This is a genomic window from Streptomyces bluensis (assembly GCF_014650715.1).
Taxonomy (GTDB): Bacteria; Actinomycetota; Actinomycetes; order Streptomycetales; family Streptomycetaceae; genus Streptomyces; species Streptomyces bluensis.
Window position 1 is genome coordinate 1,046,754 of the sequence record NZ_BMVM01000001.1, and the last position, 11,640, is coordinate 1,058,393.

14 protein-coding genes are annotated in these 11,640 nt (G+C 71.3%); 4 read left to right on the plus strand and 10 right to left on the minus strand.

The genetic code is table 11. The annotated features are described in order from the left end of the window. Positions 1 to 3 precede the first annotated feature (3 nt). The gene (locus IE262_RS04800; protein WP_189871438.1) at positions 4 to 660 is read right to left on the minus strand and encodes a TetR/AcrR family transcriptional regulator; all 657 of its coding nucleotides are present in this window, start codon (positions 658 to 660) and stop codon (positions 4 to 6) included. A 127-nt stretch (positions 661 to 787) separates the two neighbouring features. On the opposite strand from IE262_RS04800, the gene IE262_RS04805 reads away from it, so the two are divergent. Then, a complete protein-coding gene (locus tag IE262_RS04805; RefSeq protein ID WP_189871440.1) occupies positions 788 to 1,348 on the plus strand; it encodes an NAD(P)H-dependent oxidoreductase in 561 nt (186 codons plus the stop codon). Positions 1,349 to 1,553: 205 nt separating this feature from the next. After that, a complete protein-coding gene (locus IE262_RS04810) occupies positions 1,554 to 2,540 on the plus strand; it encodes a cation diffusion facilitator family transporter (protein WP_229877089.1) in 987 nt (328 codons plus the stop codon). Positions 2,541 to 2,582: 42 nt separating this feature from the next. Here IE262_RS04810 and IE262_RS04815 read toward each other — a convergent pair whose 3' ends face one another. Both IE262_RS04815 and IE262_RS04820 read right to left on the minus strand, forming a co-directional pair. Further along, positions 2,583 to 3,140, minus strand: a complete 558-nt coding sequence (locus IE262_RS04815; protein WP_189871444.1) for a YbaK/EbsC family protein — start codon at positions 3,138 to 3,140, stop codon at positions 2,583 to 2,585. A 42-nt stretch (positions 3,141 to 3,182) separates the two neighbouring features. Further along, positions 3,183 to 3,755 carry a helix-turn-helix domain-containing protein gene (locus tag IE262_RS04820; RefSeq protein WP_189871446.1) on the minus strand — a complete coding sequence of 191 codons (573 nt, stop codon included), beginning with the start codon at positions 3,753 to 3,755 and terminating at the stop codon, positions 3,183 to 3,185. A 93-nt stretch (positions 3,756 to 3,848) separates the two neighbouring features. Between IE262_RS04820 and IE262_RS04825 the strand changes: the two genes are divergently transcribed. After that, entirely contained in the window at positions 3,849 to 4,715 is an 867-nt protein-coding gene (locus IE262_RS04825; protein WP_134031441.1) for an EamA family transporter, read from the plus strand. 18 nt (positions 4,716 to 4,733) lie between these two features. On the opposite strand, the gene IE262_RS04830 is transcribed toward IE262_RS04825, so the two are convergent. Continuing rightward, entirely contained in the window at positions 4,734 to 5,537 is an 804-nt protein-coding gene (locus IE262_RS04830; RefSeq protein WP_189871667.1) for an acyltransferase, read from the minus strand. Between the two features lie 89 nt (positions 5,538 to 5,626). On the opposite strand from IE262_RS04830, the gene IE262_RS04835 reads away from it, so the two are divergent. Continuing rightward, positions 5,627 to 6,157, plus strand: coding sequence for a gamma carbonic anhydrase family protein (locus tag IE262_RS04835; protein ID WP_134031445.1), 531 nt, complete (start codon positions 5,627 to 5,629; stop codon positions 6,155 to 6,157). A gap of 28 nt (positions 6,158 to 6,185) precedes the next feature. Here IE262_RS04835 and IE262_RS04840 read toward each other — a convergent pair whose 3' ends face one another. From IE262_RS04840 to IE262_RS04865, 6 genes are all read right to left on the minus strand, one after another. After that, positions 6,186 to 6,836, minus strand: coding sequence for a DedA family protein (locus IE262_RS04840; protein WP_134031448.1), 651 nt, complete (start codon positions 6,834 to 6,836; stop codon positions 6,186 to 6,188). A 71-nt stretch (positions 6,837 to 6,907) separates the two neighbouring features. Then, the gene (locus tag IE262_RS04845; RefSeq protein WP_229877090.1) at positions 6,908 to 8,482 is read right to left on the minus strand and encodes a carboxylesterase/lipase family protein; all 1,575 of its coding nucleotides are present in this window, start codon (positions 8,480 to 8,482) and stop codon (positions 6,908 to 6,910) included. Between the two features lie 207 nt (positions 8,483 to 8,689). Further along, positions 8,690 to 9,565, minus strand: coding sequence for a phosphogluconate dehydrogenase C-terminal domain-containing protein (locus tag IE262_RS04850; RefSeq protein ID WP_189871448.1), 876 nt, complete (start codon positions 9,563 to 9,565; stop codon positions 8,690 to 8,692). Beyond that, entirely contained in the window at positions 9,565 to 10,365 is an 801-nt protein-coding gene (locus IE262_RS04855) for a sugar phosphate isomerase/epimerase family protein (protein ID WP_189871450.1), read from the minus strand. Before IE262_RS04855 ends, IE262_RS04850 begins: the two co-directional genes overlap by 1 nt. Then, complete coding sequence (locus tag IE262_RS04860) at positions 10,365 to 11,144, minus strand: triose-phosphate isomerase (RefSeq protein WP_189871452.1); 780 nt, start codon at positions 11,142 to 11,144, stop codon at positions 10,365 to 10,367. The genes IE262_RS04855 and IE262_RS04860 overlap by 1 nt, the downstream gene beginning before the upstream one ends. Then, the gene (locus IE262_RS04865) at positions 11,144 to 11,632 is read right to left on the minus strand and encodes a ribose-5-phosphate isomerase (protein WP_134031460.1); all 489 of its coding nucleotides are present in this window, start codon (positions 11,630 to 11,632) and stop codon (positions 11,144 to 11,146) included. Before IE262_RS04865 ends, IE262_RS04860 begins: the two co-directional genes overlap by 1 nt. Between the last annotated feature and the right edge of the window lie 8 nt (positions 11,633 to 11,640).

Here is an 11,640-nt window from a genome sequence, read left to right on the forward strand (position 1 = left end):
CGATCACTCCACCGCCACGAGACGCCCGACGAGGTCGTTCCACCCGGCCTCCAGTCGCTCCAGCGTCATCCCGCGGCGCGAGATCAGGTGATCGACGAGGGTGATGTCGAGGTACCCCAGCAGGGTCTGTGCCAGGAGCTCGATGTCGCCCCGCGCTCCGGCCTGGCGCAGGAGCATGCAGAGGTGGCTCAGCCGGAGGAGGGTCGCCGGAATGGTGTGGTGGCGCAAGGCGTCCGCGCGGGCCGCCAGATACAGGTCGCGGTGGGCGTACTCATGCCGGACCACGGCCGCGCCGAAGGCTCTCAGCCGCTCGACGGGGGACGCGTCCGGGCCGAGGGGCGGCGGCCCGGTCAGGAACGCGCTCTGCAACTCCCGCTCCTGGTGGTCGAGGAGGGCGATGAGCAGCCCGGTGCGGTCGCCGAACCGCCGGAAGACCGTACCCTTGCCGACCTCGGCGGCGGTGGCGACGCCCTCCATGGTCAGGTTGGCGGCCCCGCACTCCCCCGCCAGCCGCGCGGCCACCTCCAGCAGCCGGGTGCGGTTGCGGGCCGCGTCGGCCCGTAGACGTGGCTGGTCGTCCGGGGTCGGTATGAGCTCCAAGAGCCCGTCGAGGGGGTCGCGCTCCTGAGACACGGGAAGGTGCGGCAGCGGCTCTGTCATGGAGTGAGAGTAACGCTCACCACAGACAAGTGGACCACGGTCCGGATAAGTGATACAAAGTTCAACGGACCTTGGTCCGCTTAATCACCCCGCTCAGCGTCTCATCCTTTTTGCTAGGAGTCAGCTCATGTCCGTTCGCATCCTCGCGCTCGTCGGCAGCCTCCGCGCCGGTTCGCACAACCGCCAGCTCGCCGAGGCCGCCGCCAAGCACGCCCCCGAGGGCATCGAGATCGAGCTGTACGAGGGCCTCGCCGACGTGCCGTTCTACAACGAGGACATCGACGTCGAGGGCAGCGTCCCCGCCGCCGCGGCCCGCCTGCGCGAGGCCGCCGGCCAGGCCGACGGCTTCCTGCTCTTCTCTCCCGAGTACAACGGCACGATCCCGGCCGTCCTGAAGAACGCCATCGACTGGCTGTCCCGCCCGTACGGCGCCGGTGCGCTGTCCGGCAAGCCGGCCGCCGTGGTGGGCACCGCGTTCGGCCAGTTCGGCGGCGTGTGGGCGCAGGACGAGACCCGCAAGGCTCTCGGCATCGCCGGCGGCACGGTCCTGAAGGACGCCAAGCTCTCCATCCCCGGCTCCGTGACCCGCTTCGCCGAGACCCACCCGGCCGACGACGCCGAGGTCGTCACCGGTCTGACCCAGGTCCTGGAGCAGCTCACGGCCTCCACGGGCACCGCGGCCGCCTGATGCGACACGGCCGCGTGATGCACCGGCCATGACCCGCGAACGGTTCCGGGCGGAGGCACGCACCCTCCGCCCGGAACCGTTTTTCGTTCTCCGAGGCGCGGCTGCACATCGTGCGCAGGTGACAGGTGCTTGCATGCGCTTATATGCACATAATGGGCGTATGAGCGCGAGCACGTCCGCTCCCGTACACGGGAAGGGGAACGACGTGAGCGATCATCGGAACGGGCATGAACACGGCCAGGGCGACGGGCACGACCATGGCCTGAGGCTGGACTGCGCGCTGGAGTCCTCCGCTCGCGGCATGAGAGCGCTGTGGGTCTCGCTGACCGTGCTCGGAATGACAGCGGTGATCCAGGCGGCCGTGGTCGTGCTGTCGGGCTCGGTCGCGCTCCTGGGCGACACCGTGCACAACGCGGCCGACGCCCTGACCGCCGTTCCGCTGGGCATGGCCTTCGTCCTGGGCCGCCGCGCGGCGACGCGCCGGTTCACGTACGGCTACGGGCGCGCCGAGGACCTGGCGGGCATCGCGATCGTGCTGACCATCGCCGCCTCCGCGGTCCTCGCGGGCTGGACGGCGGTCCAGCGTCTGATCGACCCGCACCCGATCGGCCACGTCCCGATCGTCGCCGTGGCCGCGATCATCGGCTTCCTGGGCAACGAGTGGGTGGCCCGCTACCGCATCCGCGTCGGCCGCGCGATCGGCTCGGCCGCGCTCGTCACGGACGGACTGCACGCGCGGACGGACGGCTATACGTCACTGGCGGTCCTGCTGAGCGCGGGCGGCGCGGCGCTCGGCTGGCACCTCGCCGACCCGCTGGTGGGGCTGGCGATCACGGCCGCCATCCTGCTGGTGCTGCGCGACGCCGCGCGCGAGGTGTTCGGGCGCGTACTGGACGCCGTCGACCCGGCGCTGGTGGACCGCGCCGAACAGGCGCTGCGGAACGTGCCGGGCGTACGGGAGGTGGGCGAGCTGCGGCTGCGCTGGATCGGCCACCGGCTACGGGCCGAGGTCGCGGTCGTCGTCGACGGGGATGTGTCCGCTCGTCAGGCGCACCACACCGCCGTCGAGGCGGAGCACGCCCTGCTGCACGCGGTTCCGAGACTCACCGCGGCCCTGGTCCACGCGGACCCCACGACGGCACCGGGCGAGACGGACCCGCACCTCGCGCTGGCCCACCACGTGGCGCCGTAGGCCCCGCAGTACACGCTCCGTCCCCGCCCGACCCGGTCCCCGTCAGGCGACCCCGAGCCCCTCCAGCACCACCGCGTTCGGCAGCTCCGCGAACGCCTTCCCGGGCACGAGCAGCTTCCCGCGCCGCCGGCCGCTGCCCACGAGCACGTACGGCAGGTCGACCACCGCGGAGTCCACCAGCACGGGCCAGTGCCCGGGCAGTCCGATCGGTGTGATGCCGCCGTACTCCATGCCGGTCTCCCCGGTCGCCGTGTCCATGGGGGCGAACGAGGCCTTGCGGGCGCCGAGCTGGCGCCGGACCGCGCCGTTCACGTCGACGCGGGTGGTGGACAGGACGACGCAGGCGGCCAGCGTCGACTCACCGCCCCGCTTGCCGGCGACGACCACGCAGTTCGCGGACTGTTCGAGCAGCTCCTGCCCGTAGTGCTGGACGAACACCGCGGTGTCGGCCCACTGGGGGTCCGTGTCGACGTACACGATCTGGTCCGCGGGGATGCTGCCGCTCCAGTCGCGTACGGCCTCGGCGACCGGGGCGGTGAGGTCGTCGAGGCTGTCGGGGGCGGGGGCCGCGTGGTCGAAGTGCCCGATGGGTGCGCGCATGAGCGCACGCTAACAGGCCGCGCGGGCGGGAGAGTCGGCGTCTCAGCGCACGGGCGGCACCGACACCGTCAGCACCATCTCCGTCGGGACGTCACCCTGATTGCCGTACAGGTGCGTGGCGTTGGCCTCGAAGGTGACGCTGTCGCCGGCCGGGACGCGGTACTCCGCGCCCTCGACGGTGAGTGTCAGCTCGCCCGCCACGACATGGGCGATCTCGACCGTGCCGACGGGGTGCGGATCCGACCGGCTGCTCTCGCCCGGCATCAGCCGCCACTCCCACATCTCCAGCGGGCCGGGCGCCTCGGCACCGGCGAGGAGCCTGCTGTAGCTTCCCGCCTCGGTGTGCCACAGCCGGACCACCTGCTCGGCCGGGACCACGCGGACCTTGGGCCCCCGCTCGTAGTCGAGCAGTGTGGTGACACTGACGCCGAGGGCGTCGCCGATCTTGACGACGGTGCCGAGGCTGGGGTTGGTGCGGGCCTGCTCGATCTGGATGAGCATGCCGCGACTGACTCCGGCCCGGGCGGCGAGCGCGTCCAGGGTGAAGCCGCGCTCGGTGCGCCAGCGCTTGACGTTGCGCGCCAGGGACTGGGTCAGCAGGTCGAGGTCCGACACATTCCGTCCAATATTGTGAATGACAGCGTTCAATACAATGAACTACGGTGGAGTGCACCCTACGTTCACCGCACTGTACTGCGAGGCCCCCGTATGACGACGACGCCGGCGCTGTTCGCCCTGGCCACCAGTCTCCTGTGGGGCCTGGCCGACTTCGGCGGCGGACTGCTGACGCGGCGGACGCCCGCGCTCACGGTGGTGGTCGTCTCGCAGTCCCTCGCGGTCGTCGCACTCGGCGCGATCGTGGTCGCGACCGGCGGCTGGAGCGAGGCCGGGCCACAGGTGTGGTTCGCGGTGGCCGCGGGTCTCGTCGGACCGGTCGCGCTCCTCGCCTTCTACAAGGCGCTCGCGCTGGGCCCCATGGGCGTGGTGTCCCCCCTGGGCTCGCTCGGCGTGGTGGTCCCGGTCGGGGTGGGGCTGGTCCTCGGCGAGCGCCCCGGGGTGCCGCAGTTCGCGGGGATCGTCGTCGCCGTCGCCGGTGTGGTGCTCGCGGGCGGCCCACAGTTCCGGGGCGCCCCGGTCCAGCGGCAGGCCATCCTGCTGACGCTGCTCGCGGCGTTCGGCTTCGGCGCGGTCATGGCCCTGATCGCCGAGGCCTCGACGACGCTCACCGGCCTGTTCCTCGCGCTGTTCGTGCAGCGCGTCACGAACGTCGCCGCCAGCGGCACCGCCCTGTACGTCGCGGTGCGGCGCGGCACCCCCGCTCTCCCCTCGGAGGGCTTCCCCTGGCGCTCGCTCCCGGCGCTCGCCTTCGTCGGCCTCGCGGACGTCGCCGCCAACGGCACCTACTCGGTCGCCGCCCAGCGCGGCCCGGTCACGGTCGTCGCCGTCCTCGCCTCGCTCTATCCCGTGGTGACGGCCCTGGCCGCCCGCGGCGTTCTCAGCGAACGGCTGCGCGGCGTCCAGGCGGCAGGCGCGGGCCTCGCCCTCGTCGGCACGCTCCTGCTGGCCACGGGCTGAACCGGCCAGAGGAAATGACTAGTGCTCTCCCTTCGGGGCCGGTTCCGCCAGTGCCGTCGCGGCTCCCTCGCCCAGCTCCGCCAGGGCCAGCAACTGCTCCGGCGTCACCCCGTCCGGGATCGGCACGGGCGCCGGGGTCCGCAGCGGCGGCTGCCAGCCCGCCACCGGGTCCCAGCTCCGTACGACCCTGGCGGGCGCCCCGGCCACCACCGAACGGTCGGGCACGACCCCCCGTACGACCGCTCCCGCGGCCACGACCACGTTCCGCCCGATCCGCGCCCCGGGCAGGATCACGGCCCCCGTCCCGATCCAGCAGCCGGGCCCTATCGACACCGGCTCCATGCGCGGCCACTGCTTGCCGATGGGCTCGTGGGGGTCGTCGTAGGAGTGGTTCGTGGAGGTCACGTACACGTACGGCCCGAAGTAGCAGTCGCTGCCGATACTGACCGTGGTGTCGGCGATGACGTGGCTGCCGCGGCCGAGGACGACACCGTCGCCGATGCGCAGGATCGGGTCGGGGCCGAGGTCGAGGTCGGGCATCAGCCCGGCGGTGAGCGTGACCTGCTCGCCGACGATGCAGTGGGAGCCGAGGTGGATCCACGGCTCGCCGAACACGGTGCCGAGCGGAAAGGCCAGCCTGGTACCTGTTCCCATCGCACCGAAGCGGAACCGCCCGGGGCGGTCGGTGGTCACGGAACCCGTCCGCTGCACCCAGGCCCAGCCCGCGTGAACGGCGCGCTGCGCCAGACGGCGACGCCAGGATGAGAACGTGTTCCTCCACTCGGGCACCCGCTCACCGTACTCAGCGGGAGCCGTGCCCATGAGGCCGTACGGCTGTGATCTTCGCCCCACGACGGAGGGCACCGATGGCTTACGGTGCCCCTGTCCCCGAGACGAGGAGTGAGTGAACGATGACGCACGAGGCCCTGATCGCCGGTGTGGGCGGCAAGGACCCGAAGGTGGATCAGGCGGCGTTCGCGGCGCCGACGTCCGTGGTGCTCGGCGATGTGACGCTGCACCCGGAGGCGAGCGTCTGGTACGGCGCGGTACTGCGCGCCGAGTTCGAACCGATCGTGGTCGGGGCCGGGAGCAACGTGCAGGACAACTGCACGCTCCACGTCGACCCCGGATTCCCGGTCTCCATCGGCGAGCGCGTCTCGATCGGGCACAACGCGGTGGTGCACGGGGCGACCGTCGAGGACGACTGCCTGATCGGGATGGGGGCGACCGTGCTGAACGGCGCGGTGATCGGTGCGGGGTCTCTTGTCGCCGCTCAGGCCCTCGTGCCCCAGGGCATGCGGGTGCCGCCGGGGTCGCTGGTCGCGGGGGTGCCCGCGAAGGTCAAACGGGAGCTGACGGCGGAGGAACGGGAAGGGATCGCGCTCAACGCGGCGGCGTACGTGGAACTGGCCCGGACGCACCGGGAAGCGCATGGGGGGTGACGGCGTCGCCGAGTAGGGGCAGGGGGCCCTACTCGGCGGCCGGCACCGGCTCCGGATCGGCCGCCGAGGCCTGAGCCTGCGTCTTCTTCGCCTTGCGCTTGAGGATCAGCATCGACCCCACGCCGAACAGCACCGCCGCCACCAGCCCCAGCCATGAGAACCGCTTGAGCCAGGCCTCGGCGACCACACCCACGTAGTAGATGACCGCGGTGGTGCCGCCCGCCCACAGGATGCCGCCGAGGACGTTGGCGGTCAGGAACTTCCAGTACGGCATCCGGAGCACGCCCGCGAGCGGACCGGCGAAGATGCGCAGCAGGGCCACGAACCGGCCGAAGAAGACGGCCCACATGCCCCACTTCTCGAAGGACCGCTCAGCGGTCGCGATATGGCCCTCGCTGAAGTGCTTGGGGAACTTCCCACCGAGCCAGGCCAGCAACGGGCGCCCGCCCTTGCGTCCGATCGCGTAGCCGATGGAGTCCCCGATGATCGCACCCGCGGTGGCACACGCGCCGAGGACGAACGGGTCGATCTCACCGTGCTGAGAGGCGAGCAACGCCGAGGAGACCAGGATGATCTCCCCGGGCAGCGGGATGCCCAGGCTCTCCAGGCCGATGACCAGGCCCACGAGCAGATAGATACTGATCGCGGGCACCGATTCGAGCCATTCCTGGACGTGCAACGCCGCTCCTCCCATGTCAGTGGACCCTGCGTTCCGGCGTGCGCCCGGCCATGGGCGCACGCCGGGGCAGCCTACCTGTTCACGGAGACGGCAGGGGCGTCCCAGAGGTTGCACTGGTGCTCATCGTGCACGGTGGCGCTCAGGACGTTGCCGCCCGCCGAGGCCGTCCGCAGGGAGAGCACGGAATCACGCCCGTCGGGCGGTGACGGCTGCCCTGCCGCACGCGGCACGCCGTCACGGATGAACGAGCCCCAGTACTGGATCATCTGCCGGGACAGCACCCGCTGCTCGGCGTTCAGCGGGGTGTCGAGGCCGAAGTGCTTGAAGAGGTACTGCACCTCGTTGACGTGGGTGGCCCCGAAGTCGAAGTCCGTGCCGAGGTTCCGCAGCGAGGCGAAGGGCGGTGAGGTGCGGTCGGCGAACTCGTACGCGTAGACCGGTCCGCGGGCGGCGAGCACCTCGTCGAGCCGGAGCGACGGGCAGGCGAACAGCAGGTCGCCCATGGCGGTGCCGTACGCGATGGACGGCGAGGGGTACGACGACAGCGGGTAGCGCTCCAGGGCGCGCTCGCCGAAGGCCGCCCGCATTTCGGCGGGGTACCGCTCGGCGGTGAGCGGGGTGCCGCCCGCGTCGAACCGCGAGAAGGCGAAGAGCCGTCCCTCGTCCTTGTTCGCGCCGTTGAGGACGGGTACGCGGGCGGCGGCGCCGTCCGCGAACGCCTCGGCGGGCTGGACGGGCAGGAAGGCACCGCCGGTCACGGGTGCCCAGTCGAAGCCCGGCTGGGCGGCCAGGACCTCCTCGGCGGACTTGGCGCGCAGGCACGCCAGGCTCGCGCAGCCGAGCTTCTCCATGAAGGCCGCGCCCTGCTCGACCGCCTGGTCGTGGCTGCGGGCCGCGCAGTCGCCGTACGCGCCGCTCTGGATGATGCCGGCGCGGAACAGGCCCTTGCCGCCCGGGGAGGCCAGCTGGGTGCAGACCGAGCGGCCGCCCGCCGACTCGCCCGCGATGGTGACGCGGCCCGGATCGCCGCCGAAGCGGCCGATGTTGGCGCGCACCCAGCGCAGCGCGGCCTGCTGGTCGAGCATCCCGAAGTTGCCCGAGACGCCGTCGCGGGCCTCGTCGTCGAGTCCGGCCGTGGCCAGGTAACCCATGGCGCCCAGGCGGTAGTTGATGGTCACGACGACCGTACCGGTCTGCCGGGCGAAGGTGTCGGGCACGACGTCCTGGCCCGCGCCCGCGGTGAGCCCGCCTCCGTGCAGCCAGACCATGACCGGACGGCGTACGGAGCCTTCGGGGACGTACACGTTGAGGTCGAGGCAGTCCTCGGTGTGGCTGGGCTGTTCGTAGCCCGGGTCCCAGCTCGCTCCCTGGACACACCTGTTGCCGAAGTCCTCCGCGGTACGCACTCCCTGCCATGGGCGGACGGGGCGCGGGTCCTTCCAGCGAAGCTTCCCGACGGGCGGCTGGGCGTAGGGGATACCGAGGAACTGCCGTCCCTCGTCGGTGGTTTCCCCCTGGACCCGGCCCGCCTCGGTGCGTACGACAACAGGATCCTGAGCCGCCTGGGCGGGCAGCGGGGCCACGAGGGCGGCCGCGAGGGCCGTCAGCCCGGTGACGAGCCGGCGCATCGCTGGTCGGCGTAACACTTGATCACCTCCACGGTGGTACGCGGTCAAGGATCTCGGGCCAAGGCACCAACCGCAGGCCACCACTTGACATGCCGTCACGGTCCCCGGGTCCGGCGCGAAAAATATGACCGGGAGTGACTCGTGTCAATGAAGTGAACAAGACGAACGGCCGGGTCCGTGCCCCTCAGGGGAGGAGAAGGGGCACGACCTGGGCATGGGGGGAGGTCAGCGCTTGATTTCCTTGATCTTCAGCATGCGCGTGATGACCTTGTCGAGTTCCTCGTCCTCGAAGACCTTCTTCCAGTCGTCGCGCACGATGGACTCGCGGCCGTAGTCCATGGCGATCAGACAGGCGTCCGAGAACGGGTTGGAGCCCTTGAGGGTATTGGCCAGGGCGACCTGGGTGTGTCCGAGGAGCATGGCGCGGGCGGCCTTCTCCGGTACGCCGACGGTGTGCACGGTCTCGTGCAGGGCCTCGGTCAGGAGGGCGCCGACCATACAGGCGATGGTCTCGACGAGGGTCGGCTCCAGGACGGCGAGCTGCTTGACGGTCACCCAGTGGACGTCGACGACGGGTGCGTACATGACGCGGATGACGGAGTCGGCCAGCTCCTGCTTGGCGTCGTCCCCGCCCTCGTACGCGGCGACGACCTCCTGCGGGGCGGCGATGCCGCCGAAGGTGTCCTGCCACTCCTCCTTGGTGGTGCGCTCCAGGAACACCGACGGGTGGCAGGGGTGGGCGCAGGCGTAGTGGATGTCGTCGCGGGCGAACAGCAGTCCGGCGTAGGCGGCGGCCGGGTCGAGGGTGAGGACGATCGTGCCGGGCTTCATCAGGGGCACGAGTTCCTCGGAGACCTTGCCGAGGACGACGTCGGGGACGGCGAGGATGACCACGTCGGCCTCGGCGGCCGCGGCGGCCGAGTCGGTCAGCTCGCGGCCGAGGCCACGGACGAGTTCCTGACCCTTGGGCGAGGCCTCGCTGAAGAGGACCCGGAAGTCGCTCGTGACCAGGTTGTTGGAGACGCGCTGGCCCATCTTGCCTGCGGCCCCGATGACGGCGACGGTCCTGGCGTCGGCCTGGGTCTGGATATCGGTGGCCATTACTCGCTCCTCAGAAGGGTGTTGATGCTGTGCTGCGTCCACTGGTGTTCGAGCCGGGCGGTGGCGTCGAAGCCCTCGTCCTGCCACGGGAGCCAGTGCTCCACGATCTGGTTGACGCCGCGTTCCTCGGGCCGGACGGCGGCGATCATGGCGTCGTAGTCCAGGAGCCCCTGGCCGAGCGGGCAGCCGGCGTAGGTGAAGCCGACCCAGCCGTCACGCCGGGTGAAGGCGAAGTCCTTGACGTGGATGTTGACCACGTACGGCGCGGTGGCGCTGACGACGTCCACCGGGCGTTCCAGCCGGGCGACGCTGTTGCCCGGGTCCAGGACGACGCCGAGATGCTCGCTGTCGACCCCTCGTACGACAGCCAGCAGGTCCTCGGTGGCCACTTGCTCGTAGGTCTCCAGGCCCAGCGTGACGCCGGCGGCGGCGTAGTGGGGTACGGACTCCTTGAGCAGGGTGACCGCCTCGGCCGGATCCGGCTGGTGGTCGGCCGTGTTGAGCATGGAACGGACCAGGGTGACGCCCAGTTCGCCCGCCAGGTGCAGGTAGGTGCGCAGGTGTTCGGTGCGCACGCCCCGGGTGCCGAGTTCAAGGCGCAGTCCGAGGTCCTGCGCGGTGGCGCGGACGTCGGCGAGCTGGGCCGAGTCGTAGGACTCGATGGGGAGGTAGTCGCAGATCTGGAAGACCTGACCGCCGAGCCGTGCGGTGTCGCGCAGCATGTCGGTGAGGTCCATCGGCCGCGGTGCGCGCCGGGAGACGCGCCAGAAGTAGGCGTAGGTGCTGATGCCGTAGGCCATCACGCCACCTCCGCGGGTACCGGGGGACGGATCTCGTCCAGGATGGCCGCGACGTTCGCGGGATCGTGGGCGAACCGGCCGAGGAAGAGGCCTTCCGCCGTGCCCGCGAGTCGGCTGAGCAGGCCGGGGCCCGCGCTGCCGCCGTAGATGACCGTCGAAGCGGTGTGCCGGGGTCGGCTGTCGAGCCACTCCCGCAGGGCGGTGCAGACGGTCCCGATGTGCTCGGTGGAGGCGGGCTCGGGCGCACCGATGGCCCACTGGGGTTCGTAGGCGACGACCACGCTGCCGTCGAGGCCGTGCAGCAGGCGGGCGGCCTCGGCGACCGTGCGTTCGGCTGCCTCCTGCGGCGTGCCCCGGTCGCGTTCGCCGACGCACAGGACCGGGGTGAGGCCGTTGCGCAGGGCGGCGGCCGTCTTCGCGGCGACGACCGTGTCGTCCTCGCCGTACAGACGGCGGCGTTCGGCGTGGCCGACCTCGGCGTACTGGCAGCCGATCTCTCTCAGGGACGGGCCGCCGACCTCTCCGGTGTAGGGACCGGTGTCCTCGGTGGCGATGTCCTGGGCGCCGACGGAGATCCCGTACGGGCCGAGGATGCCGTTCGCGGGGACGAGGGCCGGGAAGGCCGGGAGGACGAACAGACGGACGGCGCCGGAGGTGACGGCGGGGTGGTCACGGGCCAGGTCGGCGACCTTGCGGGCCCAGTTGAGGGTCTGGTGGTGGCCGAAGTACATCTTCAGGCTCACCCCCAGCAGGACGGGTGGTGCTGCGGGACCGGACATCAGGCGGCTGCCTCGTCGTCGCTCTCATAGTCGTTCTCGTAGTCGCACATCAGCTGGACCTTCGCGGCCGACGGGGAGTTCTCGTCGAAGCGGTAGGTGAGCCACTCGGCGGCCAGTCGGCGGGCGAGTTCGAGGCCGATGACGCGCTGGCCGAAGGTCAGGATCTGCGCGTTGTTGGAGAGGATCGCGCGTTCGACGGAGAAGGAGTCATGGGCGGTGACGGCGCGGACGCCCTTGACCTTGTTGGCGGCGATCGCGACGCCGAGGCCGGTGCCGCACACCAGCAGCGCGCGGTCGGCCTCCCCGCGGGCCACCATTTCGGCGGCGGCTATGGCGATCCTCGGGTAGGCGGTGTGGCCGTCGGCGTCCACGCCGACATCGGTGACCTCGGCGACCAGGGAGCTGCTCTGCAGGTCCTGCTTGAGGGCTTCCTTGTACTGGTGGCCGGCGTCGTCGGATCCGACGACGATACGGAGCTTGTCGGTCATATCGGCTT